The organism is Microcoleus sp. B3-D2 (genome assembly GCF_036705345.1).
Lineage (GTDB): Bacteria > Cyanobacteriota > Cyanobacteriia > Cyanobacteriales > Microcoleaceae > Microcoleus.
This window is the reverse complement of record NZ_JAUBUG010000001.1, coordinates 7,821-32,643: the sequence shown is the minus strand read 5'-3', so window position 1 is coordinate 32,643 and position 24,823 is coordinate 7,821. Positions and strand designations below refer to the sequence as shown.

Here is a 24,823-nt window from a genome sequence, read left to right as displayed (position 1 = left end):
GGACTTAGTTTGTGTAGTTGCGGTTTCAACCGCCGAACTATCGAGGTCGTAGCTTGTATTAACCACCCCCACTCAATCTATCCAAATTTCGTCAAGAACCGGAAAGCATCGAGTACGTGACTCGCGCAAACGTAAGGCGAAGTATTGTAAAAAGCTTGCCAAGCCGCCGCTTTATCTTCGTCGTATTTACCGGCTCTTTCCGGGTATTTTCCTTGCCAATTCAGCCGGACTGCGTGACCGACTAATACATCTAAAACGATGTATTCTTCTACTTGCAATTCAGGGTTGCGCTGGGCGATCGCCGCCAACTCCATCAGCGCCTCAATATTGACTTGTCGGTATTCCGGGGCGACAATTTTATTGAGCAAATGCTCGATTTGTAGCGCAAAATTCTTTTCGCCCGGCGTCATTTCCGATAATATAATATGGCTATCTAACCGATTGCGCCGCTCTAATTTGTCGCCAATTATCAAGCCTTTGCAGTGCCGCAGCAGTCCCCAAACACTCGGATAAAAATCCTTCGGTACGCGATTGACTGCACCTTCCATTTGCCGCTTCCGCCGCCATCCTCCCGCAAGCATTTGCGATTCTTCGGAAACTGGCGCTACTACCCATTCAATATCTTTTTCCTGCTGTTTGACGCGCAGGGATTCTTGCTGTTTGAGGATTTGATTCATTTCCTCGTATTCTGTCAACACTTGGCGCAGGCGATTTTTGATTTCAAAGGGACTTAGCTGCATTAAATGTTCGTAAGCTTCATTTTGGGTCACTGCCAATTCGCGGGCTAATTCGCTTGTTAACAGCAGAATAAAGTAGCTAACTCTCAGTGTCAGCAGACCTTTAAATAATTGCGGTTCTGCTTTAATTAGGACGCTGAGGTAAATTAGAATTTCTTGGGTGAGAACTCGATCGCGAATATCTTCTCCGCAGAATTGGCGAATTTTGTCCATCACTTCCGTGTAAGAACCTGGTCGCGAAATTATCGAATCTTCGCTGTAGGCTTTCCCCACAGCAATTTGTTTTTGCCGCACCAAAATATCTGTCACCGCATCGGACAAGCTAATATCAACTTTGTCCAGCAAACCTGCGGCATGGCGGATGACTGCCCATTGGATTTTTGATTGCGAACTTTCTCCAGCTTTTGTATAAACTTCGTTGAGCAAATCGACAACTTTAACTGTTTCTTCAGCACCTCCAAATCCTGTATCAAAATTTAAGCCTTTGAGTCTAACTAAGGTGTGCAGCAACTCAACTTGTTCGTACATATTTTCGGAATCTCGCAGGCTAGTTAGCAAGAATTGAGTATTAGTTTCGCACTCTAATTTAAATTCTTGCGTGTGACCTAAAGGCCAAGTTTTTTCAGAATTGTAAGTTAGATAGCTGCGCGTTTCTACTGCACCTGTCACCGGAGATTCGGTAAATTCAAAATCGTGCATCAAATCAATTCTCTCCGTGCCTGCAGTCAGCATTAACTGCTTAAGATTTCCGAGTTTAACTGGCGTGTTGTTACAGTGTCCATCCCGGAATTCCTTCATTAATTCTAACAACGCTTCCCGGCCGGTTTCCAGCATCGTGTGAGTCAGCATCAGCGTTACCGTAGGGCGTCCCAACTGATACCAGTGGCGGTGAATGTGAGCTATTTCGCTCTTGATTTGAGCTACTAAAAAATGGTAATCTAAAGTTAAGTAAAACTCTTGTCGGTTCAAAAATGAGGGGAGAAATACGATCGCCTCTTCGCGAATTTTAAACACCCGAGAAGTTGTTAAACTCCGCAAACGGCGCACGGGGCGGCCGGTTAAGCCTAATTGGTCGTTGCGTCCAATTTGCGTGTAAATAGCTGATAATTCTTTAGTCTGGCGGACTTGAATTGGATCTACCTGTTTTGGGGTTTGTGCCGCAATGCCGTTAGCGGCTAATTCTGCTTGCAAATCTTCGTCTTCAGCTAACAGTGCAATTTGCACTAAAGGTTCTCTCTGTTGGCCCACTGAGAGGTGCCTTCCCAGCGGGTCGATGTCGCCAACTGCGATTAATCCTTCGTTCAGCAATTGACCGAGAAAATACAAACTTTGCGCCCAAACGAGGGGAATATTTTCATTGGGTAAGCGCTGCTGGCTGCGGGGATTTAGCTTTTCTGCTTCTATATTTTCGGCGGGGACGTAGTACAATTCGGGTAGCAGCGGCAAACCAGAGCGATCGACTGCGAGAGATTCCAAACGCTGCTGGTACTCTTGCACTTGGGCTTGATTTCCCTGAAATATGCCGTCCAAGAGCAAATAAGTGAAAAATAGCGGCCACTCGCATTCAATGTGCTCGAACTGCCTTAATTCTGTGGGTTCGTAGTGCAGGCGATCGGCATCTTCCAACACTGTTTGGTGTCCGTCCCGCAGAAACCGCTTGCAGCCGTATTTTCCTTGCAATTTGTCAATAATCTTATTTCGAGTCCGTTCTATTAATTCTCGGTCTTCCACAGCAAAAGCCGGAAAACTAATCACGCTCAATAAAGCAGCATCTACTTCTTTTGAACTAGATTCGCGAGGCAAAAGCGATTCCAAAGTTATGCGGCTTCTGGCAATTTCGTCTGGCAAAACGTGAATAACCGATGCTTGAGAGCCTTTAATCCCGAACAAATCTAACCCATTTATTGCTTCCAGCGCTGCTTTTGCCATGCCAACTGAACTGGCGTTCAATTCTGCATTGCCACGATTGATTTTATGGCCTCTTTCCCAAATTCCGTAATCGGGCGTGCGGTAGGCTCTACCGATGTAGTAAACTAAATTTTGCACGAAATTGACTTCATCTATTGTAAAAATTACGTGCAGCCCGGAAGCCGTCATTTGAGCAAGAATTAATAAGAATATAGATGTAGCGTCTAACTGTAAATGGCCCCACTTGTCATCACCGACAACAATACTTCCAGTTTGAGTGTTGTATTTAGCGTGCAGGGCATCTAGGGGCGACTGAGTATTTTTAAAATGTTCTACTTTGCTCGATTGCTGCATCATCGCAAACAGCAAACCGCGCATCAGTTTGACTGTGCTGTGTTCGAGTTCAAAAGTTCTGCCCTGATCGCCATCAATTTTGCGGTAAGCTAAACCCAAACCCCAAACCGCGAGAATGCTATACACGTTGTCGCGCACCCAGGCATCGGTGTAGTCGCCGTGGGCGTTAACGGCGGTACTCGCCGGCAGCAAACCAGTAATTGGATTTTGGCGCTTGAGGATGATGTTTTTGATTTGCTGGTAGTAATAATCTAACCTGGTTTGCCGCTGGGTTTTTGCGATCGCCATTTCGTTTTCCTTCTTTTTCCTGATGCGAGTAGATTTGCGGTGAATAGACTTTTAAATATATCAGATATTAGATCATTTCTCAAGTTATCCAAACACAAAAAGGTAATTGCCATGTCTACCAAAAACCGCAATAACAACAGCGTTCCTTTCGTGAAAGTTGTCTACTCTACAGTGAAAATTAATGGTAAAATAGAGCTAGTACCGATGGAATGGTACGCAGACGGCTCTGTCAAAAAAATCGAACACTAATGCTCGATCGCACTTGGCGGGCCAACTCTAATGAACTTGCGCGACCTGTCGCTTACAAAAAAACCGGTTTCTGGGCCACCGGACGATGACTTAACAGACTATTGGTGGCAGAAACCGGGTTTTTTGCCACCAAGACTGGTCTAGCGTCGATCGCCAATCTAAGCTAATTTAAATAACTAGGTGTGTAGGAATCTCAAAGAAAAAAATATGGATGGATCGCGCCCGCAATTTTCAGTGCTGGGACTACCAGTTCACATATTAGATGATTATGCAGGTTGGCTGATGGAGCGCCTGCATCAAGGGTTAGGAAGTCACGTCGTGACGCTGAATGCTGAAATGGCGATGCAAGCCGAGCAAAATCAAACTTTAGCAGATGTAATCCGCAAAGCGGAACTGGTGATTCCCGACGGTTCGGGAGTAGTGTTGTACTTGCGGCTGCGTGGCAAACCGGCACAGCGCTATCCGGGGATTGAATTAGCAGAATCGCTGCTGCAACAAGCTGGAAAATTACCTGATTCGGAACCACTATTTTTCTTTGGAGGTTCCCCAGGAGTAGCGGCTGCTGCGGCCCAAACTTGGCAGCAAAAGGTTAACGGATTGTCGATTGCTTCTCAACACGGTTATCTTTCCGCAGATGAAGAAAAAGACTTCCGTGAAAGCCTCAAACAAATGCAGCCCAAACTAATTTTTGTAGGCTTGGGAGTGCCGCGCCAAGAATTTTGGATTGCCGAACACCGACACCTTTGTCCTCAGTCAATTTGGGTGGGAGTTGGTGGCAGTTTTGATATTTGGGCGGGAACAAAAGACCGCGCGCCGGCTTGGTTTTGCGACAATCATTTAGAATGGCTGTACCGACTTTATCAAGAACCTTGGCGCTGGCGCAGGATGTTAGCTTTGCCACAGTTTGCCTTGAAAGCTTTGGGGAATTTTCGAGCTTAAATTAATTATTTCAACAGCGCGAAGGAAGAACTGCATCTTCTTCTTTCTCCTCCTTCGCGTTCTTAGCGCCTTCGCGGTTCATTTAATCTTACCATTTATTTATATTAGGCATTGTACAAAAAATATTTTATGGTAATAAAAAAAACGCCGCTTTTTTCTGGTTAAATGCTTGACTTTGACCAGTTAATTATGTATTATTTAATAATGGAAGTGGTGGTAAAAAATTTATTTTTACCACCACTTCCATTATGTATAATATACCACAATAAATCCAAGAAAGTCAATAGGTAATCCTTTCTTTTTTAGGGCAGAGTTGGGTGGGGGCGGGTTTATTCAAATTGTTGGTACTTGTTAGATATTATTGGTGAACCCCCCCCCTACAGGTTAATCCAGAATGGTGCAATATCTCAGCCGAACTTTTTTTGACTCTAGCTACACAATGTAAGGAGAATCGATCGCCTTTGCCCGATTAATCGCCACCAAAGTCTGGTAAATCAAAGCCGAAATCTCAGCGCGGGTAATATCCCGCTGCGGCGAAAGCCAATCGCGGGAAGGATAATTAACCACAATCTTCAAAGCAGTTGCTGTGGCGATCGCACTTAAAGCAAAATTAGGAATTTGAGAACGATCGTTGTAAACTTTCAAAGAATCAGGATTGCCGCCCTTGAGTTCCAAACCGTTAACCAAAGATACGATCGCCTCACTCTTAGTCAAATTCTGATTCGGGCCGAACTTCAACCCGGGAAACCCCGCCAAAAAACCCCCCCGATTTGCCCGTTCGATCGCACTTCTCGCCCAAAAAGTAGCAGAAACATCAATAAAATTTGTAGCCGGCACCCTCGGAATCGGACTAAACGCACTCACCAACAGCGCCGCATATTGAGCACGGTTTAAACTGTCATCAGGCCTAAAAGAACCGTCAGGAAAACCGCTAATTATATTCGCCGCAGCCAAAGCTTCAATAAACTTCTGTGCCCAATGTCCAGAAATATCGCTGAACACCGCACCGCCGATATTCGGATTGCCCCCGCCCTTTCTCACCGCAGCTTGCACAGCTTTCAAAGCATTCACTTTCCCGTAACCAAACCAATCGCTGCGACCGTTGTTAGGATCGTAATTTCCCATGCGATTGCCCAACTGGGGATCGGGATCGGGATCGACAATTTTCTCAGCAGTTTGTTCGAGAATTCCCCGCACCTCCCGCGCCGTCAAACGGGGGTTAGCCGAAAGTATCAACCCTGCAACCCCAGCGACTACTGGAGTGGCGCTGGAAGTACCGCCAAAAGTATCCGTATAGTCCCCCCAGTCGTAGCCCCGATTACCGACTCGATCGGCAGTAAACACCCCCAAACCGGGCAAATACTGCGTCACCTGCGGCGGCGTGGCGATAAATCCAGTTTCGGGCAACCAAGTTCCCGGCGGCGCGTTGTTGCTGGGGGCGCAAACCGAGATGCTGCTGCCCCAATTGCTGTAGGCTGCTTTTTTGTTGAGGGAAGTGGAAGCGCTGACGGCAATTACGTCGGGGTGAACGGCAAATCCGTTTAGCCATCTAGTTTGACCCTCCACGACGTTGTTGGGCCAGCCTTTCTCGTTAACAGTACCGTTGACTGGGCGGTTGGCATTCCCCGCAGCGAACAGAATAACGCAGCCTCTGCCGCCCCGCCCTTGGGTTCCTGCTTTGGTGATGACTGCACTCTGCCGCAGGGAAAGGGGATAGTAAACTGCAGCAGGCCCCCAACTGCAAGAAATGACGGCGGCACCTTTTTCGATCGCCCAATTAAATATTTTTTCGACAGAATTGTCATCGAGAAAACCACTGGTACGGATGGGCATCAGGGCGCATCCGGGGGCGACGCCGACAATGCCTTTGCCGTTTTCTTCTGCAATGGCGACGCCGGCACAACTTGTGCCGTGGTTGTCTGAGTCGGCGACTGGCATCGGGGAAGTGTCGCCCTCTTTGAAATCGATGGGTGAGACGATTTTGCCTTGGCCTTGAAAGTCTGGGTGGGTGATGTCAACTGAATCGTCGGCGATCGCAATTACGATCGATCGAACTCCACGAGTCATGTCCCAAGCTGGTTCGGCATAAATTTGAGCACCGCCGACAAGTTGGTTGCCGCCTTTGTTATTGAGATACCACTGTTTGGGATAAAGCGGATCGCGGGGCGTGTAATGCTGCTGCGTCTCTACTAAAATGTTGGGTTCCGCTACGAGAACTTCTGGATATCTTGTCAGGCGGTTGGCAATTTTGACCGGGTTTTCTGTTGCTTGTTTTGTGACTTCGCAGACGAAGGTGTTGGGAATTCCTTCTACTGGCCGCACTATTTTTAAAGCTGCTGCATTGGCGATCACCTTTCGCGATTGTTCGTCTACTTGTTCGCCAAATTGAATCGTAATTTGGTCGGTTAAATAAAAGAATGTACTCGGATTGTTCGCGGGGCAATAGACGTGGCTGGCAAAAGCTACAGCATCGCTGGCGCGGGCTGCTTGCATTGCTGCTTCTAGGTTAGAGGCCGCAACGAGATATTCATCGAGATTGCTTTGGCCGACGCGGCGGTTGAGTTTTGCCCCAGTTGTTGCAGCCCAATCGTTTGAGGCTGATGCTGTTGATGAGGGGCGGACTGTAAAGCGATCGTCCGCTTTTGACAGCAGCAATTCGTCGCCGCCGCGCTGCAAAATCACTGCCAGACTTTCTTCTGGAACTCCGATACCTTGATAATTTTGGAGAGTGTCGGAGGTCGGTTTGCCGGGTTGTACCATCAGAAATGTTCCTGTTTGACTTTGATGTCTATTTATCAAACATATTTATAAGGCGTCAGGGATGTTTTTACCATGAGGGGTTTGAAACTGTAACTAACAGCGGTAGTTTTTCCATCAGTCCGCGTCGGACTTAGTTTGTGCTATCGCGTTGCTAGCGGTTTCAACCGCCGAGTCTTTTTCGAGATCGGCGAGTTTTTCAGATAAACACGCTCAAATAAACACGCTAGGATTAACATTAAAAAATTCTCCCAGCGCCTTAGCTTGCGCCTTGCTAATCGCCCGTTTCCCATTAACCACCTCAGAGACTACTCCTTTGGAACCAATCACGCCCACTAAATCGGCTTGTTTGAGTTCGCGAACTTCCATGAAATGCAATAGAACATCCCGGGGAGTCACTTCTGGATCTGGGTAATATTTTGATTCGTATTCTTCGATCAACAGCCCCCAGAGACTCAGTAAAGTTTCTTCTTCTACTGTTAATTCTTCCTTAGACATCAGAAAATCAACTTCTGCGAGGGCAAGATCATTATCTTCTTCGTTCAGGATTGGCTTAGGCTGAGATTTAGCCAGCAGTTGACCGTAAGCTGTTTTTTCAATTGTGATGTTCATTTCTCATTCCTTTGCTTGCTTACTTAGACATGGTTCTCAAGTAGAAGGTGGGTGTTTGTTTCTCGGCATCATAATTTTGACGTTTGGAGTAAATGTTTTGGAGTGATTGAATACATCAGGGAATCTGTAATGTTTCCCTGATGATTTTAGTGGAACTTAACCTATTTTATGTTTGACTTCATCTTCATCATTCCACTTGATATTGTCATATTCGCTATGGGTTAAAAATTTTTTAAAATATATAATTTTGGCGGGATAGTTGATTTTTACGATTAATCTATACTGATTGCCTTTAATATTAAATATGGTATATCCACAGACTTGATCGACCGATTTGGAATATCCCTGTCGAATCTCTTCTAGTGATTCCCAATCGTTGTCTTTGATGGCCTTGCGCCAGACTGCGATCGCAGCCTTGGCATCGTCGGAGTAGGATTCGATCGCACTCTCCAGATTTTTCTTGGAAATTAGCCTCATTCCAGTACCGTTTTTTACACGACACCTCTATGTTCTCAGACTGAGAACTTTCTGTCAAGTCTCTACTTGAATTTTTCCTAAAGAGCCTTTTGCCCGATCGAACCCTTTGACATTTCAACAAATTTGGTTTACACTTAGCCGGTTGCGATCGCCAATGGTAAGATCGGCTCAAGCTAAATATTTTTTTAAAGCGCACAGGCGCAAAGTAATTTCATGGTATACTCTGGAACTGTTTGCTGGCTTCGCTCCACTGCCCGGATTACGATCGGGGCGATCGCAGCTTTTACCCTGTTGCAACCGCTCCAAGTCCAAGCACAACAACCTTCTGGGCCAGAGAACCAACCGCAAGTCGAACCCGCCGACGACCCCACAGACCCCAACAATCTTCGCCCTCTGACGCAAGACAGCAGTCTGCTGAGCGTCCAAGGAGGCCAGCGTTTGATGACAGAAGCCAGCAGTGCTATTTCCAATCAAAATTACACACTCGCCAGTCAAAAACTCCAAGAATCCCGCCAAATTTTCAATCAACTGTCCAACTTTTACCAACAACTGGGGAGCAGTTTTGCCGGAATTGACATCCGCTTGGCCGAAAGCCACCGCACCAAAGCTGTAGAAACAGCCCAAATGCGGGACGAAGCTACCTACCGGCTGGCGTTGGTACACCGGGCGCAAAATAAGCCCGAACTGGCTGTGCCCCTGCTGATTCAGATTATTCGATCGCAGCAGCCAACTCGCGACTTGGGCAAGAAAGCTTACCAGCAGTTACTGGAATTGGGTTTTGTGGATTCGCCCTTTCCCCGGCCAGCCAGCAGTCAACCGAGCTCCTCGACAAAATAGTTCCACTAAAATCTAAATTACAGCCGTTTATCAGAGAAACCAATGGTTACACCGTCTCAAGTAGCAGAAATGATTAAGGCAGGGTTGCCCGACGCTAAAATAGAAGTTGAGGATTTGACCGGTGGCGGTGACCACTACCAGGCGAGAGTCGTCTCTGCAGCCTTTGAAGGAAAAAGCCGAGTACAGCAGCACCAACTGGTCTACGGCGCTCTCAAACAGGCAATGGCTAGTGAAGCCATCCACGCTTTGGGCTTGGAAACCTTAACTCCCGCAGAATGGGAAGCGAAAAGTCAAGTCGCTTAATTGTTGACTTGCAAGTGCATACCACAAGTTTGTGCAGGTGTCAATAGTTGCTTGAAATACAACTGCTCCACTTACGCACAAAAACCCATACAACCCGGTTTTTTTACCGGAATCTATGGCTGTAACGAAAGATTTTCGTAAAAAACCCGGTTTCTGCGTCAGTCAACGTTTAAAAATTTTCAAACAATATTAGGAGCTACCATGAGTACAACAGCACATCAAAGAATTGACGAGTTGGTTAAGCAAAACAAAATCATGGTGTTTATGAAGGGCAATAAGTTAATGCCCCAGTGTGGTTTTTCTAATACTGTGGTGCAAATTCTCAATACTTTGGGAGTGCCTTACGAAACTGTTGATGTTTTGGCAGACCAGGAAATTCGTCAAGGCGTTAAAGAGTATTCCAACTGGCCAACAATTCCCCAAGTTTATATCAACGGCGAGTTTGTTGGCGGCTCGGATATTATGATCGAGATGTATCAAAAGGGCGAATTGCAAGAAGTTGTAGAAGTGGCTTTGGCTTCTTAAATTAGACAGAAAAAACATATCCCCAACTTCTTAAAGAAGTCGGGGATATAACAGCAATCGCGTTTAACGTGGAATTAGGTTGATTTACTTAATTATTCGTTATAGCAATACTAAATCATTTGTGAATTTCTTACTCCCTCCCCGCCAGTTCGGGGAGGGCTGGGGTGGGGTAAAAAATTTACGGCTCATTTAGGATTGCTATACCAGGCTCTGCCTGGGAACGCAATGCGGTCGGCTCGGCATCGAATTTTTAGGCTCCCAAAGCGAGGCCGAGCCTCTGGACATCGGTTCCCAGGCAGAGCCAGGGAACCCGTTACAATTCCCAATTCCCAATTCCCAATTCCCAATTCCCAATTCCCAAATCATCAAGGGTTTATCCAACCGAATTTGCTATTTAATAGTAGTCGGCTTCAGTTTGGGTCTGTGGCATTGCAAAATTGGAGGGGTCGTGAATGTAACGCGCTGCTTCTTCCTCTAGTCTGTGAATCAGATAGGGTTCCAGACCGTTGGAATGCCGCAGGGCTGCTAAATACCCGTCTAAGTAAAGCCGCAGGTCATCGAAGCGATAACCTCTATTCCACATTTCGACGAGGGCGTCGGTGAGTTTTTGGTAGTGCCGGATTGTTTGGGTGTCTTGTAGCATGGTGTGAGGTTGAAATCCTTTGTGGTTTGTATAATGACGGCGGGATTTAGGAATGGCCTCGATTGATGCTGAGTGGCTCCGCTTGAGGCGATTTCTAAATAAAAGTTTTTACCCTGCTCTACAGGCTACCCTCCATAAAAAATTTCACTCGTTGCAATGCAGTTGCTCGACTTTTGGCGCGCACCTAGATAATTCGCTGTGCGTTTAATGGAGTCGGGATGTTGCTGAATTTGGCGGTCAAAGTGGCTGAGTCTTCCGGCTACCGAGCTAACGGTTGGAGGAATTCTAGTTTCACTTGCGCGATTTGTCAACCTCCTGGGAGTGGGGGCTGGGTCGGGGGGTTCGCTTTTGGCAGGCGGTTGGGGCATGGGATCGATCGGCTTTACACTGTCTTATTTTCATTGTAAGCTTACCGCCAGAATGATTTAACCTTTCTGCAGGCTGACCCTCGGAAATTGAGCCAATATTTAAAAGTCCTAGCCTAGGTATGTCCGCTGCTTTAAACGCAGCTCATGCTTGAGTAGCGATGGTTACAAAAGCTTGACAAAAGCTCTGTTAACCTTGTAGCAATTAGTGATATGGGAAGCTCGCCTCTGTGGAATCTGCAAGTATTTCAATTGTTGAAGGGAATCCGCACCTGCGATCGCTCTTGGGCTGGCATCTACAGCAAGTCGGTCACTGGGTGCACCAGTCAGCGGATATCAGTCACGCTAGGGAAATATTTTTCAGCCGTCAGCCCACCCTAGTCATTCTGGATGCCCAATTGCCGGATGGGGACGGTTTGGAATTTTGCCACTGGCTGCAACAGCAGCAGCAGTCGCTGATTTTGATGCTGTCGGCGCGGAATTCGGAATCGGATATTGTTGAAGGTTTGAAGGCGGGGGCAGACGATTACCTGACTAAACCCTTTGGGATGCAAGAATTTATGGCCAGGGTGGAAGCTCTGATGCGCCGCAACCGCACGATGGTACCGCCGGCGACGCTGGAGTGCGGGCTGCTGAAAATTGATTTGGTGCAGCGCCGAGTCAGGTTGTACGAGGAACATATTGAGCTGACTCCCCAGGAATTTAGCCTGCTGTACGTGCTAGCTCAAGCTGGAGGAGTGCCGCTGTCGCGCTCGGATTTGCTGCGGAGGGCGTGGCCCGATGCGATTGATAACCCCCGGACGATCGACACTCACGTACTCTCTCTGCGTAAAAAAATCGAAATCGACCCGCGACAGCCGAGCCTGATTCAAACTGTACGGAATGTCGGCTACCGATTGAATCTGGAGTTGTTGAATGGGAATCAACGGCATTCTCCGCTGGTACCCGGAGCTGTGAGTTCTTAGACTACGATCGGGCTATAAGTCGGATTTTATTTTGAGAATTGATTGGCGATCGCATCGGTTTTCGCAGCCATAATAAAGTCATTGCGGTGCAGTCCAGAAATCGCGTGAGTCCACCAAGTAACGGTAACTTTTCCCCACTCGGTTAACAGTGCGGGGTGATGTCCTTCGGTTTCTGCTGCTTCGCCGACGCTGTTTGTAAAGGCGATCGCACTTTTGAAATCCGGGAATTCGTAGGTGCGTTCTATTTGGGGAATGCCATTTTTTTCGATTAAATTCCAGTCGGGAATTTGAGGTTTTAGCTGGACAATTTCGTAAGCTGTGAGGCGGGGAGAGTTTGGGCGGCAGGCGGCACAGGGTTCTTTTGCTAAAGGTTCCATAAATTGCTTATTAGCGATCGGATGCTAAAAGATATTATAGACATTTTCTAATCGCAGCAAGTAGCTGGGCGCAACGTAACTAGCAAAAGAGGTAGAGGCGATCGCTGTTTCGCTCAGAAGTTATAACACCCGTTTCATGTTATTATAATATGCGAATCTGATTTTGAGGATTGATTTTACTACACTAAAAGTTTGTTTGTAAAGTTCAATTCACGATCGGGCGAGCGTCCTTTTTTACCTATACTGATTAAAAGAGCGATCGCACTTTCGAGTTAACATCCTGAGTGAATTTTCTTGTGGGGTGTCCCGCCCGCCGATAAGCAACAGGCTTTCCAGACTGTTCCACAAATAATGAATTTTCTTGTGGGTTAGCAACAGGCTTTCGGGCGTGTTCCACAAATAATAAATTTTCTTGTGGGGTGTCCCGCCCGAACAGGCTTTGCAGACTGTTCCACATTAGATGCACCACAGTTTACTCACTTTCTTCTGCAACTTTTTCTACATCAATCGCCGCTTTCTTGAAAGGACAATCATTACAAGAATAGAGTTTCGATACTTCCTCGCTGTTTAAAGTTTGTTCGAGAGGGCAACGCGACACTTCCTGTTGATATTTGTCAAAGCAGAGGTGAAAACCTACTAACCCAAAAGTCAACAATATCCCCGCCGAAGAATTGATGGCACCGACTACAGTACCGACAATCGCCTCTCCAATCATCCATTGATGCTGTTTTGATAATCCCATAAACCATTTCCAACTCAACTAAATTGAGTGTGGAATTTCGGGATACCCGAAGGCAAAGAATGGCTGGAACTGTGCTAGAATCGGCATTAGGGATATTCGGGACTGTCATTCGGTATCGGGATTCCCGAAACTTTCCCGAAACTTTTTTTAGCAATTTACTTTCCGAAGCTATGCCCAAGCAGGGAAAAGGCGAAAAGTCTCGGCAGCGAGTGATTGATTTGGTTGAGGCGCTGCTAGATTATAAGTTAAATAATAGAAATGACATCTCTTATCTCCGCGCCGATTGGAAAGGTGACACCACTGAGTTAACCGTCACGGCGACGCTGGAAGCCTTGCGCCATCTGCTTAAAGATATAGAAAGCTTTAAACCAACTGAAAAAACATCTGAGGCGCAAGTTAAAAAGTATATCGGTGAGGCACTTACTGATTATCTCAGAGATGTGCTGAAAATTCTGGAGGATAACCGCCCGGAGAATGCAAGGCGCGGTACTAGCAATTGGGTTTTTACTCTGAAGCTGTGGAGTCAAAAGGACAAAGCCAAGAATTTGGAAAAGTTGGCAGAAGTGTGGGGCGTTAACGGCGAACCCGGTATCAGCAGTCAGAGTAACAGCGGACAAAATACTGACGGCAAAAGCGAGAATCATGATGTGCCCGCAGATGCCCCTCCCGACAAAGCAATCAAGGTGGCTTTCTCTCAACTACCTGACTCTATTCCTGTGTGGAAAGGGCGGGATGAATTGGTGGAAAATTTAACGGCAAAATTAGTACAGATGCTGCCCGATGGCACTTCGCCGCCGAAAGTATTGGCGATAATCGGGCAAGGCGGTATGGGCAAAACGAGTTTGGCTGTCAAACTTTTAGAAGCATTGGGAGTGAATTGGCAGAAGTCTGTTTTTCAAAAGGGGGAAATTTTGCCCGGTGGCGGTTATGAGTGCGCGATGTATTTCGAGGCAAAGGAGGGAACGAGTTTTGATGACGTGGCTGGGTTTCTGTTAAGTGAAGGTTTGGGGATTCAGGCTGCGGAAGCGTTGAAAACTGCCGATGAAAAGATTGCGAAAATTATGGCTGGCTTGCAACAAACTCGCTGTCTTTTGGTACTCGACAACCTGGAATCTATTTTGCATCCTGCTGTTGAGGCGGGAAATCCAGACATTTTGGCTGCGGCGCAGGTACATCGAGCAATTTCACCGGATTGGGGTAAGTTGCTGAATGCTTTGGTTTATCAGCAGCACCCATCGCAAACGATTTTAACCAGCCGGGAAGTGCCTGCGGATTTGGCACATACCCGCTATCCGGGGTTAGCACCGGATTCGGAATTGGTGCATATAGAAATGTTGCAAGGTGTGGATTTAGCGGCGGGTGTCGAGATTTTGCGGCAGCGAAAGTTGACTGATACATTAGCTGATTTGCAGTGGATATCTCAGCGGGTTGAAGGTCATGTTTTTTTATTAACTCAATTGGCTGCTCTCGGCAAGGGAAAACCGGGGTATCTGCGGAAGCATCCCGAATTGGTAACGAAGAATGCACAACCGATGTTGCGAGAACAACTAACAAGGCAAAGTGAAGCGGCAAGAGATTTACTGCGTCGGATGTGTGTTTTGCGAGTGCCGATAGATGTCAGGGGTTTAACTTTTTTGCGACTGTATACGGAGGATATTGAAAAAGATCCCCGCTTTGAATTAGCAGCAGAATTAGCAGCACCTGCGGAATTTACAGACGCAGAAATTAACGAGACAAAATCAATTTTACAGCGATTAGTCGGTGCGAGTTTGGTGGAGAGTCGTTATGACGAGGAGAAATGTGAGGATTTTTATGATTTGCACCGGGTGATTGAGGAGTTTTTGCAAGGGGAATATAGAAATGAACTGCCAAAGCTGCTGCAAAGTGTTTATAAGTTTTACTGTACTGGTAAAACTGTGGATAATCCTCAAAGTTTAGCCGATTTACAAGCTGTTCTAGAAGCTCAACATTTTGCCTTTAGGTTGGGCAACTATCGCGAAGCTTACTACTTAATCCCAGATAAATACTTAACAAGGTGGGGATACTGGAATTTATCAAAAGAATTGTACGAGCAAATATTACCTTATGTTGAAGGCCCTCGACGTTCCTATTGCTTGAGTGTATTATGTGCAATTCATGGGTATTTGGGGAATTTGGATTTAGCAAAAAAATTTTTTCAAGATGCACTAGCGATCGCAGAAGAAGAAGATAATAAGAGCGGCATAGTATATTCTTGGGCCTTCTTGGGATATATAGAGGAATGTCGCGGCAATTGGGATGGAGCAGAGAAACTCTACGGGCAACATTTGGAAATGATGACAGAATTGGGCGATCGATCGGGCATGGCAACTTCTTGGGGATTGTTGGGAGGTATCGAGCGAAATCGCGGCAATTGGGATGAAGCTGAGAAACTCTTCCGGCAATCTTTGGCATTGAGCACAGAATTGGGCGATCGCCCAGGGATGGCAACTTCGATCGGTAGTCTCGGAGAAAATGAGCTCGCTAGAGGCAATATAGATACAGCAGAACAACTGTTAACAGAAGCTTTAGGAAAAATGCAAAAACTGGGGATGACTTGGCATATTGCCGAATTTAACTACTGTTTCGCACGACTTGAGCGAAAGCGCGGCAACACAGAAGTTGCTCAACAACATTACGATACAGCACATCAAATTTTTCAACAATTGGGAGCCGCCATGGATTTGGAGAGAATCGATCGAGAATGGCACAGCACCGATTAGAACAGGGATATGGGATTGAAGGAGGCGATCTTTGCTAACAACAAACACGTCAAGCATTCAGTCCGGCAGGGGTTGAAACCCCTGCCGGACTTCGGAAGAAAGAAACAGCCCTGGGGGGTGAGGGGGAATCTGGTGCTTAGGCAATATCAACCGATCAGCTTTTTAATCAAATCCAACTTACCTAGATAGGGAGCGTACCGCCATTTTAAGTCAAGTAAAAATGACTTTTGCAGCACGCTTTTTTGATGCGAAAAAGTGTCAAAAGTTGCTTTTCCGTGATAGGTGCCGATGCCGCTGTCGCCAACTCCGCCAAAAGGTAAATAGCTTAGTCCGCCTTGCATAACCGTGTCGTTTATGCAAACTCCGCCGGAAGAAGTTTCCCGCAAAACTCGCTCTTGTTTCTCTTTATCCTTCGAGAACAAATACAAAGCTAGGGGTTTGGGACGGGCGTTGATTTGGGCGATCGCCTCCCCGAAATCATCATATTCCAAAACTGGCAAAATCGGCCCGAAAATCTCATCCTGCATCACAGGCGAATCCCAGGAAACCTTGTCGAGAACCGTCGGTGCAATATATTTATCTTCGGGGTTTGTTTGACCGCCGGCGACAATTTCTCCGTCTTTCATTAACTCTGCCAAACGTCCTAAATGATGCTGATTGATAATTCGGGAATAGTCGGGACTTTTCTGCGGCTCGTCGCCGTAAAATTCGTGAATTGCTGTTTTAATTGCCTGGATCAAATCTGGTTTAACTTTTTTATGAACTAACAGGTAATCGGGAGCGATACAAGTTTGACCAGCATTGATAAATTTGCCCCACGCAATGCGTTTAGCAGTGTATTCAACTTGAATCTCTGAGTCTACAATGCAAGGACTTTTGCCGCCTAATTCTAATGTGACAGGTGTCAGGTGTTTGGCGGCGGCTTGCATCACTATTTTACCGACTTTTGTGCCTCCGGTAAAGAAGATGTGGTCGAATTTTTCCGCTAATAATTGTTGACTGGTTTCGACTCCTCCTTCGACGGCGGCTACATAAGCCGGATCGAAGGTTTTGGTAATCAAGTCGGCGACAACTGCCGACGTGTGCGAGGCGACTTCTGAAGGTTTGAGGATGGCGCAGTTGCCTGCGGCGATCGCCCCGATCAAGGGTGATATCATTAGCTGAAATGGGTAATTCCAAGGCCCGATGATTAAAACTACGCCCAAAGGTTCTGGGTAAATGCGGGCCGATGCTGGAAATTGCTCGATCGAAGTACGCACTTTTTTCGGCTTTACCCACGATTTAACGTTTTTGATGGCATAATTAATGTCTGCGATCGTAGCAAGTTCAAAATAAGCCTCGTACTCCGGCTTGTTTAAATCAGCGTTGACAGCATCCACAATCCGTGATTGATTGGAAGCGATCGCACTCTTGAGGTTTTTGAGTTGTTCGATCCGGAAATCCACATCCTTAGTTTTCCCAGTCGCAAAAAATTGTCGCTGCTGCTGGATAATATCGCTGACTCTGATTACCATATTTAGTCCTCCATGTCTATCAATAAATGTTACAACAGGAAAACGGAACTTGGGTAAAGTGCGATCGGTGTTAGATTCCCGACTTCTTCAATAAGTCGGGGATATTGGCTTTATGCTATAACTTATAAGGTATTAAGTGTAGATTTTTAATGTGAGTTAAGTCATGAAAATCTCTAAGAACGATTTTTTTTTCTATTCCTGCTGGCTGCTTTGCTTGCTTGCAGTAGCAGGATGTACCTCTAACTCCCAAAAGCGAGTTGTCATCTGCTCGAAAGACTTTACCGAACAAGTCATTCTAGCAGAAATTTTAGCACGCCATATCGAAGCTAAAACAGATATCAAAGTAGAACGCGAACTCAACCTCGGAGGTTCGCTTTGCCATCAATCTCTAACAACAGGTAAAATCGATTTGTACGTCGAATATACGGGTACTGCTTACGCCAACCTGCTAAAACAAAAACCGATTTCTGACCCAAAAAAAGTCTTCGATTATCTAAAACAAGAGTATCCCAAACAGTTTAAGGCAGAATGGATGCAACCGCTGGGATTTAATAACGGTTTTGCGATTATCGTGCGGGGAGATGACGCTAAGAAACTTAATTTACAAACTCTCTCGCAACTTGGAAAAGCTGCACCCAAACTGCGGGCTGCTTTCGGGCCAGAGTTCAAAGAGAGAGAAGATGGATTCCCGGGATTGGCTAAAACTTATGGGATTAAATTTCGAGAAGAACCGAAGGAGTTGCTGTTAGGATTGCTTTATCAAGCGCTGCAACAAAAAGAAGTAGATGTGATTGCTGGTAATACAACCGACGGTTTGATTCAAAGTTTGGGTTTGGTAGTGCTCAAAGATGACAAGAACTATTTTCCGCCCTACGAAGCCGTTCCGGTGGTGCGATCGCAAGTTTTGGAGAAATACCCAGAATTGCGCCCTGTAATCGCGGAATTGGGCGGCCAAATCTCCGAGGAAGATATGCGACGACTGAATTATCAAGTTGATAAGCAACAGCAGGAAGCGGGACAAGTGGCGCAGGAGTTTTTGCAGCACAAGTTGGGCGAGTCAAAGCCCGCACGTAGCGCAAAATAATCGGCAGTTTCTCTCCTAAAAGTTCACTTTATATGCGTAGCAGCTTACTTAAAAGTTGGGATTAGAAATTGGTAAGTATTGGGATTTGTACGGTTTCCGCAATTTTATGAGCTAGCTTTTGAAAGTCTCCGTAAACACTTTGCACGGCCTGGACGTGAGAACCAATTGCCCCATCCGCAGGTTTGAGGTGGAACATAGGTTTATGGGCTTCTTGGGCAAGCGGCATCAGACTCTGATAGTGTTTTAGCAAAGCTAAACAGTGAGGATCTTCGGCGATGGAAAGCGTGCTATTTTCCGATTCATTGAGCACAGCTTCCCGATAAATATTAGGAATCCGTCCAATCCATCGCTGATAAGCTTTCACTGGGCGGTCTAGCCGTACCGAGTGTTGCAGGACAATATAACCAACAGGTTGCATTAGACCTTGAGGAAGCTTTAAATCAGGGGCAGGATTTTTCTCTAATCTTTCCAGCCATTCTTGCCGCCAACGTCTGAGAGTTGGGCCGAGATTTTTTAATCCTTGCAGTGAGAATAAATCCGGTGATAGAGGAACTACTACATAGTTAGCTGCAATCAAAGCGGCCCGGTTAATCGCTCCTAAATTCGGGCCGATGTCTGTCAAAACTACATCAGCTTGATGAACTGCTGCTGCTTCTTGCAAGAGCCGCCAAAAAGCAGAAATGACCCGAAAAGAACGCTCCTTGCGATCGGTGCACCCGGGCCATTCTGCTGAGAGGTCATCTTCAAATCCAGAGAGCAATAAATCTCCTACCAAGAGTCCCAATCTCTCTTCAATGTGCTCTACTTCTGGAGTAGCAATATCACCAATTCCTCTAATTAAAGGCTGTACGCAGCGAAAAACTGTGTTAGGTCGGTTATTGCCTTCCCACAATTCTTCTAAACGTTCTTCCTCTAGAAAAGCAGCAGTGAGATTGGCTTGGGGGTCTAAATCTGCTGCTAGCACCCGCAGTCCTAAATTGCGATACATCCAGGCTAAATGATAGACTAGCGAAGTTTTACCGACGCCACCTTTATTATTGAAAAAAGCAATAATGGGTACTGTCACGGATGCCTCCTAATAATTACTAAAACATGAGCATCTTCGACAACAAACTCCGGTGGTGGACTGCCATTTTTTTGCAGTGAATTGCGAGCTATGGCGATACCCATTCCAAACCTTTGTACATAACCAAGATTTTTTAAGGCTTCTGCTAAGTTTGGATTGCGGTAGTCAGTGATTCCAGGCCTACCAAAATTTTGTCTGTTAACTTGTCCAAATGGCCCCCCGGGGTTTTGAATTTCAATGCGATCACTAAACCAGGTAATTCTTACTGGTGCATACGTCCCTTCATAGGTGCGGTGCAAGACCGCATTTCTAGCAAGCTGTTGCAGTGCTACTAACGGGTAATCTGGCTGCTGGATTTCCACTGACTGAGCGGTAATATCAGAAGCTATTGAGATATGAGATTGCAGTATTTCATCTAACACTCTCAGCATCATAGAAAGTGGCCCGGCAATTTCTTTCTGGTCTTTAATTGGGTCAGTTACCTCAGTTCCCTCTATTCGCAAAAATTGAATGTAAGCACCCGGTATCAATTGCCTTGGGTCTTTTCCTACTACCAATATACCTAAATTTGTTGGCTGAATTGACGGTAAAGTGCTAATAAACCTTACTGATGCTAATTGGTGTTCGACGGTTCTTTGATTTTCTTCTAATATGTCACTCGGCAATGCTGAAGGTAGATATTCCTGTTGAAATAAAGTTAAATTTAAGTCATCTAGTGTCCCGGAAGGCAAAGATTGAATATCAAAAGGTAAATCTCTGGAACGCCGTTTTTCTGAGAGACGGCGCTCTTCTTGGGCTGTGGCAGTAGCGCGGCGGGGGCCCACCCGTATCCAGATTCGCCCGTCATAGCGGACAGGGGGCGCATCTGATGGTTCTACAATGACTGCTGCTAACTCGCACCCGGCAAGCGTTCGCTTTTGCACGGTTATCGCGGGAAAAGGCAGTATATTTCCATCTGAACGTATATCCGAGAGGGTTTGTAAAAGTTGATCGGTGATGCTCAAATTGGCACAGCTTCCATCATCATTAACACCTATAAATAGTACCCCTGGCTGTCCGTGGTTGGGCAAGTCGTTGGCAAAAGCGCATATAGCCTGACGGAGTTTACCTTTATCGGATGTTGAGGCCTTGCGCTCTACTCGATCGGATTCAATGTCTTTGAGGAGAGTTTCTAACTGACTGTCATCCATGCTTTAACTTATTTCTCGTAAATTATTCTTACTGCTTGCTAACAGCAGACTGCGGCTAGTTTGGGAATTGTTAAGAGTTAAAATAGAAAAGTTTATTGTCCATTACTACTTACCAATTTCCCGAATCAGCCGCTTAATTAAATTCCTAATTCACTTGACTCAGCCTACGCAAATTCAAAATATCGCTCATTTTTTTAATTTGCATACAAGTCCGCTCGAACTGTTCCTTATCCTCAATATCCATGCACAAGTCAATTAATGCGGGCAAACCGGGATAGGTTTTTACTTGAGCGCTGCGGACGTTGACTTTGTTGTCCTTTAAATGCGACAATACATCGTTGAGAACTCCTACTCGATCGAGAGCCTCAATTTGAATGTTTACAGCATAAGTATTCGGGCGGCTAGCATTGCGATCGCTCGAATTCCAACTTACGGGAACTAACCGATCGCCCGGTACGCTTTCAACATTGGAACAACCTTGCCGGTGAATCGAAATTCCGCGAGTGCGAGTCACAACTCCAATAATTGCTTCCCCGGGAATCGGACAGCAACAGCCTGATAAATGGTAGAGCAATCCCTCTACACCTGCGATCGGCGATTTGCTCGGAGACGAACTCGGTACGGGTTTCGGTGCCGTCGATGCAGGTATTAGCTGGGGCAATTCCTGCCCTCCTGCGGGAGCAGCTTCAATTTTTTGCTGCAATTTTACTAAATCTCGCAGTCGATTTACTACGAGATTTAGAGTCACTTCGCCGTAGCCCAAACCCGCGATTAAATCTTCGACGCTGTGGTAGTTGCAGCGCTGAGCCACCGACTGCATGGGTTCAGATTTCAGCAAAGATTCTAAGCCGTTTTTACCTAATTCTTTTTCCAGCAATTCCCGTCCCCGAGCTAGATTTTCATCTCGGTGCGATCGCTTCAACCACTGACGAATTCGGTTTTTCGCTCCGTTTGTCTTGACAAAATTCAGCCAGTCGGAACTTGGATGACCATTTTTTTGGGTCAAGATTTCTACAATATCGCCGTTCTTTAAAACCTTGTCTAGTGTTACCATTCGCCCGTTGACTCTGGCACCGGTGCAGCGATTGCCAATTTCTGTGTGAATGCGGTAAGCAAAATCTACGGGAGTTGACCCGCTATTGAGAGCAATCACGTCTCCGTTAGGAGTAAAAACGTAAATATCTTCGTCGAATAAGTTGTCCTTAATGCTTTGTAAATATTCGCGATCGTCTTTGAGGTCGCTTTGCCATTCTAGGAGTTGTCGCAGCCAAGTAAATTTTTCGTCGTCGCCGGTGACTGTTGTGTTAGAACCGCCAGTTTCTTTGTATTTCCAGTGGGCGGCAATGCCGTATTCTGCAATGTGGTGCATTGCTACGGTGCGAATTTGCACTTCGATGGGGCGGCCGCTGGTTCCGATTACTCCGGTGTGCAAAGATTGATAGCGGTTGGCTTTTGGTAAACCGATATAATCTTTAAAGCGGCCGGGAATCGGGCGGAAAGAATCGTGGACGATCGCCAAAGCCCGATAACAGTCATCATTGGTTTCTACTATGATCCGCACCGCAGCAATATCGTACACTTGGTTAAAGCCTTTTTGGCGGCGCTGCATCTTCCCATAAATCCCGTACAAATGTTTGGGACGGCCGCTAACTTCATAGCATTTAATGCCTAAATTGTCAAGCCTTTCTCGCAAACAATCTGTGACTTCTGCGAGTTGAGTTTCTCGATCGGCCCGCTTCTCGGCCACCAATTCCTGAATTTCGCGGTAAGCTTCCGGTTCCAAGTATTTAAACGCTAAATCTTCCAATTCCCACTTAAAGCGCCCGATACCCAAACGGTTCGCCAGGGGAGCAAAAATATCTCGGGTTTCTAGGGCAATACTGCGCTGCTTTTCCTCGGACAAATGCTCCAAAGTCCTCATGTTGTGCAGCCGGTCTGCCAGTTTGACGACAATCACGCGAATATCTTTAGCCATTGCTAGGAACATTCGGCGGAAATTTTCAGCAAGGCGCTCTGTTTTGCTGGAAAAATTAAACTTAGAAAGCTTGGTGACACCTTCAACCAACTGTCGCACTTCCGCGCCGAACCGCTGTTCTATTTCTTCGAGGGTAATATCTGTATCTTCAACAATGTCGTGGAGGAAGCCGGCGGCAATCATGACGTTGTTGCCGCCCATATACCGGAGTATTCCAGCGACCGCTACCGGATGGCAAATGTAAGGTTCTCCTGATTTGCGGTATTGTCCTTGGTGCAAGTCGCGGGCAAATTCAAAGGCCCGACAAATTAAGCTGTCGTCCGTCGAGCAATTCGGGTTAGCGCCCCCATCAGGCTGCGATCGAGTATTCAGGCATTCTTGCAGCCAATCGGGAACTACAGCAGGATCGATCGAATGAGAGGGAGTCAGAGTGTTCGCGTTCATGGGGTACACCTTTAAAACTTAGAAATACAAATGGTTAAAAGCCAGTTTCCGGTTGAATTGCCGAAATTATGTGTTTAGCTATACTAAACTAATTGAATGCCACAATTTGCAATTCAAAAAAATCGAGTATTTTTTTGTTAACTATACCTATGTAATCCCGAGTCGCCCCCCCTCGGAGGTAGGAAAATATAGTGACACCACTGCCGCCGCCGCAGTCTGTCGCTCGGGGAAAATCGGGTAAAATAAGCATATTTTGGCGGTAGCAGTTGAGGTTGCGGCGGCTCGGCATTTACCGGCAACGCTAAACTAAAAGCAGCAGCCAGAAGGGTAGAGTCAGGGCAGGAAATCAAAAAAAGTTCTCACAAAACAGGGAATTGCTCCAAAAACGCACGGCTTCCCTCCATATGAGCAAACTTAAGTAAGTATCTACTTTGATTATAAATACAAATTTGTTTACAAAATCATGATATTGTCCGAAGACCGCCGCCAGTGCTACCAAGAATTACAGCAAGCACTAGAACAACTACAAAGAACTGCAGCACAGGATAATCTGGATGGGGCCGCGCTGGCGATCGAATACAGAAAAGTGCAACAATTTTTCGGAAACCAAATTATGAGAGCCGAAAGCGATGAGTTAGACGGCTCAGAAACACCCCCAGAGCAGTCCTATTTGACGGAAATTCACAAGCAACTGCGGTTGTTGGGGACAGATGTCACGTTTTTGCAAGCGTCGCGCCAGCCAGCGACAGCAAAGGCGAGGCAAACTGCGGCGATCGCGCGGCTCAACACGCTAATTGGCTACTGTGGCGCGCTGCTACAAAAAAATTCTGATTCTTCAGGCCCCGCCCAGATGCAGAATAAATAATTGAATTAACAGGGAATTAAGAAGGCAAGGAGAAATAAAGCGGTGGAATGTCCAAAATGTAAACATCCCAACTTAGAAGGCGGTACCTTAGCCGGCCGTATGTCGGTGCAGTGGTGTCCCAACTGTTACGGTATCTGGATTCCAGGCAGAGAATACGAAGCTTGGCAGAAAGAGCAGAGCCAGTGGTACAACAAATCCGAGAAGCCAGATGCGACAGGGACTCTGGGCATAGAATTCACGCCGTCAGTCTACGACAGCAAAGCAGCGCTGTGTCCCGAAGACGGTCACTATCTGTCACGGGCGAAAGTTCCTTTCAGCAGAGTGCCCTTTTACATAGAGCGCTGTATGTTGTGCGGGGGCATTTGGTGCGATAACGGCGAGTGGGACATTCTCGAAAGTCTGGGATTCCACACCGAGATTGACAAGATGTTTTCTGCCAATTGGCAAGCTAAGGCCCGCGTGCAAGAACTCGCCTCTCGGGAACGTCAAGTGCTTACTGAGAAGCTGGGGCCGGATATCGCCGGATACGTGTTGGAACTGGCGGAAGTTTTAGCAGACCATCCTCACGCAGATTGTGCGGCTACTTACATACTGCGGAGAGCTGAGTTGAAGCGAAAGGAAATTTAGTCAGTTGACGGTTGGCTGTTGGCTGTTGGCTGTTGACGGTTGACTGTTAACGGTTGACTGTTGACTGTTGTTAGTAAGCGGTTGGTCGGTTAATGATGTAGTGATAAAATCTTTGTTAGTAGCAATTTATATTGGTATTTACAAACAGCATAACGGTTGACTGTTGACTGTTAACGGTTGACTGTTGACTGTTGTTAGTAAGCGGTTGGTCGGTTAATGATGTAGTGATAAAATCTTTG

General features: G+C 46.4%; 22 protein-coding genes. 10 read left to right on the top strand and 12 right to left on the bottom strand.

Annotation, left to right across the window (positions count from 1 at the left end):
- Window positions 1–77 precede the first annotated feature (77 nt).
- Window positions 78–3,287: a glycoside hydrolase family 15 protein gene (locus QUB14_RS00150; RefSeq protein WP_333213844.1), complete on the bottom strand. Its 3,210-nt coding sequence runs from the start codon at window positions 3,285–3,287 to the stop codon at window positions 78–80.
- A gap of 111 nt (window positions 3,288–3,398) precedes the next feature.
- On the opposite strand from QUB14_RS00150, the gene QUB14_RS00145 reads away from it, so the two are divergent.
- Together QUB14_RS00145 and QUB14_RS00140 are read left to right on the top strand one after the other, a co-directional pair.
- A complete protein-coding gene (locus tag QUB14_RS00145) occupies window positions 3,399–3,536 on the top strand; it encodes a hypothetical protein (RefSeq protein WP_190737207.1) in 138 nt (45 codons plus the stop codon).
- Between the two features lie 207 nt (window positions 3,537–3,743).
- Window positions 3,744–4,475, top strand: a complete 732-nt coding sequence (locus tag QUB14_RS00140) for a WecB/TagA/CpsF family glycosyltransferase (RefSeq protein ID WP_333213847.1) — start codon at window positions 3,744–3,746, stop codon at window positions 4,473–4,475.
- Window positions 4,476–4,907: 432 nt separating this feature from the next.
- Here the strand turns inward: QUB14_RS00140 and QUB14_RS00135 are convergent, their stop codons facing one another.
- From QUB14_RS00135 to QUB14_RS00125, 3 genes are all read right to left on the bottom strand, one after another.
- The gene (locus tag QUB14_RS00135; protein WP_333213849.1) at window positions 4,908–7,235 is read right to left on the bottom strand and encodes a S8 family serine peptidase; all 2,328 of its coding nucleotides are present in this window, start codon (window positions 7,233–7,235) and stop codon (window positions 4,908–4,910) included.
- A 210-nt stretch (window positions 7,236–7,445) separates the two neighbouring features.
- Entirely contained in the window at window positions 7,446–7,844 is a 399-nt protein-coding gene (locus QUB14_RS00130; RefSeq protein WP_006634032.1) for a helix-turn-helix domain-containing protein, read from the bottom strand.
- 156 nt (window positions 7,845–8,000) lie between these two features.
- The gene (locus QUB14_RS00125; protein WP_333213851.1) at window positions 8,001–8,321 is read right to left on the bottom strand and encodes a type II toxin-antitoxin system HigB family toxin; all 321 of its coding nucleotides are present in this window, start codon (window positions 8,319–8,321) and stop codon (window positions 8,001–8,003) included.
- 213 nt (window positions 8,322–8,534) lie between these two features.
- On the opposite strand from QUB14_RS00125, the gene QUB14_RS00120 reads away from it, so the two are divergent.
- The 3 genes from QUB14_RS00120 (at window position 8,535) to grxD (ending at window position 9,986) form a co-directional block, all read left to right on the top strand.
- On the top strand, window positions 8,535–9,158 hold the full coding sequence (locus QUB14_RS00120; RefSeq protein WP_190734082.1) for a hypothetical protein: 624 nt from the start codon (window positions 8,535–8,537) through the stop codon (window positions 9,156–9,158).
- Window positions 9,159–9,200: 42 nt separating this feature from the next.
- Complete coding sequence (locus QUB14_RS00115; RefSeq protein WP_190657703.1) at window positions 9,201–9,461, top strand: BolA family protein; 261 nt, start codon at window positions 9,201–9,203, stop codon at window positions 9,459–9,461.
- Window positions 9,462–9,662: 201 nt separating this feature from the next.
- A complete protein-coding gene (gene grxD, locus QUB14_RS00110) occupies window positions 9,663–9,986 on the top strand; it encodes a Grx4 family monothiol glutaredoxin (RefSeq protein ID WP_333201083.1) in 324 nt (107 codons plus the stop codon).
- 394 nt (window positions 9,987–10,380) lie between these two features.
- On the opposite strand, the gene QUB14_RS00105 is transcribed toward grxD, so the two are convergent.
- The gene (locus QUB14_RS00105) at window positions 10,381–10,629 is read right to left on the bottom strand and encodes a DUF6761 family protein (RefSeq protein ID WP_006634037.1); all 249 of its coding nucleotides are present in this window, start codon (window positions 10,627–10,629) and stop codon (window positions 10,381–10,383) included.
- Between the two features lie 595 nt (window positions 10,630–11,224).
- Here QUB14_RS00105 and QUB14_RS00100 point away from each other — a divergent pair.
- Complete coding sequence (locus QUB14_RS00100) at window positions 11,225–11,959, top strand: response regulator (RefSeq protein ID WP_190657709.1); 735 nt, start codon at window positions 11,225–11,227, stop codon at window positions 11,957–11,959.
- 26 nt (window positions 11,960–11,985) lie between these two features.
- Here the strand turns inward: QUB14_RS00100 and QUB14_RS00095 are convergent, their stop codons facing one another.
- The 3 genes from QUB14_RS00095 to QUB14_RS00085 all read right to left on the bottom strand — a co-directional run bounded on the left by QUB14_RS00095 (window position 11,986) and on the right by QUB14_RS00085 (window position 13,078).
- Window positions 11,986–12,336 (bottom strand): 4a-hydroxytetrahydrobiopterin dehydratase, encoded by a 351-nt coding sequence (locus tag QUB14_RS00095; protein WP_333213856.1) that lies wholly within the window; start codon window positions 12,334–12,336, stop codon window positions 11,986–11,988.
- 247 nt (window positions 12,337–12,583) lie between these two features.
- Window positions 12,584–12,793: a hypothetical protein gene (locus QUB14_RS00090; RefSeq protein WP_333213858.1), complete on the bottom strand. Its 210-nt coding sequence runs from the start codon at window positions 12,791–12,793 to the stop codon at window positions 12,584–12,586.
- Window positions 12,794–12,808: 15 nt separating this feature from the next.
- Window positions 12,809–13,078, bottom strand: coding sequence for a hypothetical protein (locus QUB14_RS00085; protein ID WP_333213860.1), 270 nt, complete (start codon window positions 13,076–13,078; stop codon window positions 12,809–12,811).
- 59 nt (window positions 13,079–13,137) lie between these two features.
- Between QUB14_RS00085 and QUB14_RS00080 the strand changes: the two genes are divergently transcribed.
- Entirely contained in the window at window positions 13,138–15,819 is a 2,682-nt protein-coding gene (locus tag QUB14_RS00080; RefSeq protein WP_333213862.1) for a tetratricopeptide repeat protein, read from the top strand.
- Window positions 15,820–15,965: 146 nt separating this feature from the next.
- On the opposite strand, the gene QUB14_RS00075 is transcribed toward QUB14_RS00080, so the two are convergent.
- On the bottom strand, window positions 15,966–17,333 hold the full coding sequence (locus QUB14_RS00075; RefSeq protein WP_333213864.1) for an aldehyde dehydrogenase: 1,368 nt from the start codon (window positions 17,331–17,333) through the stop codon (window positions 15,966–15,968).
- A gap of 163 nt (window positions 17,334–17,496) precedes the next feature.
- On the opposite strand from QUB14_RS00075, the gene QUB14_RS00070 reads away from it, so the two are divergent.
- Window positions 17,497–18,417 (top strand): glycine betaine ABC transporter substrate-binding protein, encoded by a 921-nt coding sequence (locus QUB14_RS00070; RefSeq protein WP_333213866.1) that lies wholly within the window; start codon window positions 17,497–17,499, stop codon window positions 18,415–18,417.
- Between the two features lie 61 nt (window positions 18,418–18,478).
- Here QUB14_RS00070 and QUB14_RS00065 read toward each other — a convergent pair whose 3' ends face one another.
- The 3 genes from QUB14_RS00065 to QUB14_RS00055 all read right to left on the bottom strand — a co-directional run bounded on the left by QUB14_RS00065 (window position 18,479) and on the right by QUB14_RS00055 (window position 23,092).
- The gene (locus QUB14_RS00065) at window positions 18,479–19,483 is read right to left on the bottom strand and encodes an AAA family ATPase (RefSeq protein WP_333213868.1); all 1,005 of its coding nucleotides are present in this window, start codon (window positions 19,481–19,483) and stop codon (window positions 18,479–18,481) included.
- Window positions 19,480–20,673: an ATP-binding protein gene (locus QUB14_RS00060; RefSeq protein ID WP_333213870.1), complete on the bottom strand. Its 1,194-nt coding sequence runs from the start codon at window positions 20,671–20,673 to the stop codon at window positions 19,480–19,482. Before QUB14_RS00060 ends, QUB14_RS00065 begins: the two co-directional genes overlap by 4 nt.
- 145 nt (window positions 20,674–20,818) lie before the next feature.
- Window positions 20,819–23,092, bottom strand: a complete 2,274-nt coding sequence (locus tag QUB14_RS00055; RefSeq protein ID WP_333213872.1) for a bifunctional (p)ppGpp synthetase/guanosine-3',5'-bis(diphosphate) 3'-pyrophosphohydrolase — start codon at window positions 23,090–23,092, stop codon at window positions 20,819–20,821.
- 463 nt (window positions 23,093–23,555) lie between these two features.
- Between QUB14_RS00055 and patD the strand changes: the two genes are divergently transcribed.
- Both patD and QUB14_RS00045 read left to right on the top strand, forming a co-directional pair.
- Window positions 23,556–23,957, top strand: coding sequence for a heterocyst frequency control protein PatD (gene patD / locus QUB14_RS00050; RefSeq protein ID WP_333213874.1), 402 nt, complete (start codon window positions 23,556–23,558; stop codon window positions 23,955–23,957).
- Between the two features lie 42 nt (window positions 23,958–23,999).
- Window positions 24,000–24,584: a zf-TFIIB domain-containing protein gene (locus tag QUB14_RS00045; RefSeq protein ID WP_190657725.1), complete on the top strand. Its 585-nt coding sequence runs from the start codon at window positions 24,000–24,002 to the stop codon at window positions 24,582–24,584.
- Window positions 24,585–24,823 lie beyond the last annotated feature (239 nt).

Coding starts and splice junctions, on each gene's coding strand:
- QUB14_RS00150 (WP_333213844.1), bottom strand. CDS start 3,287: ATGGCGATCGCAAAAACCCAGCGGCAAACCAGGTTAGATTATTACTAC.
- QUB14_RS00145 (WP_190737207.1), top strand. CDS start 3,399: ATGTCTACCAAAAACCGCAATAACAACAGCGTTCCTTTCGTGAAAGTT.
- QUB14_RS00140 (WP_333213847.1), top strand. CDS start 3,744: ATGGATGGATCGCGCCCGCAATTTTCAGTGCTGGGACTACCAGTTCAC.
- QUB14_RS00135 (WP_333213849.1), bottom strand. CDS start 7,235: ATGGTACAACCCGGCAAACCGACCTCCGACACTCTCCAAAATTATCAA.
- QUB14_RS00130 (WP_006634032.1), bottom strand. CDS start 7,844: ATGAACATCACAATTGAAAAAACAGCTTACGGTCAACTGCTGGCTAAA.
- QUB14_RS00125 (WP_333213851.1), bottom strand. CDS start 8,321: ATGAGGCTAATTTCCAAGAAAAATCTGGAGAGTGCGATCGAATCCTAC.
- QUB14_RS00120 (WP_190734082.1), top strand. CDS start 8,535: ATGGTATACTCTGGAACTGTTTGCTGGCTTCGCTCCACTGCCCGGATT.
- QUB14_RS00115 (WP_190657703.1), top strand. CDS start 9,201: ATGGTTACACCGTCTCAAGTAGCAGAAATGATTAAGGCAGGGTTGCCC.
- grxD (WP_333201083.1), top strand. CDS start 9,663: ATGAGTACAACAGCACATCAAAGAATTGACGAGTTGGTTAAGCAAAAC.
- QUB14_RS00105 (WP_006634037.1), bottom strand. CDS start 10,629: ATGCTACAAGACACCCAAACAATCCGGCACTACCAAAAACTCACCGAC.
- QUB14_RS00095 (WP_333213856.1), bottom strand. CDS start 12,336: ATGGAACCTTTAGCAAAAGAACCCTGTGCCGCCTGCCGCCCAAACTCT.
- QUB14_RS00090 (WP_333213858.1), bottom strand. CDS start 12,793: ATGTGGAACAGTCTGCAAAGCCTGTTCGGGCGGGACACCCCACAAGAA.
- QUB14_RS00085 (WP_333213860.1), bottom strand. CDS start 13,078: ATGGGATTATCAAAACAGCATCAATGGATGATTGGAGAGGCGATTGTC.
- QUB14_RS00080 (WP_333213862.1), top strand. CDS start 13,138: ATGGCTGGAACTGTGCTAGAATCGGCATTAGGGATATTCGGGACTGTC.
- QUB14_RS00075 (WP_333213864.1), bottom strand. CDS start 17,333: ATGGTAATCAGAGTCAGCGATATTATCCAGCAGCAGCGACAATTTTTT.
- QUB14_RS00070 (WP_333213866.1), top strand. CDS start 17,497: ATGAAAATCTCTAAGAACGATTTTTTTTTCTATTCCTGCTGGCTGCTT.
- QUB14_RS00060 (WP_333213870.1), bottom strand. CDS start 20,673: ATGGATGACAGTCAGTTAGAAACTCTCCTCAAAGACATTGAATCCGAT.
- QUB14_RS00055 (WP_333213872.1), bottom strand. CDS start 23,092: ATGAACGCGAACACTCTGACTCCCTCTCATTCGATCGATCCTGCTGTA.
- patD (WP_333213874.1), top strand. CDS start 23,556: ATGATATTGTCCGAAGACCGCCGCCAGTGCTACCAAGAATTACAGCAA.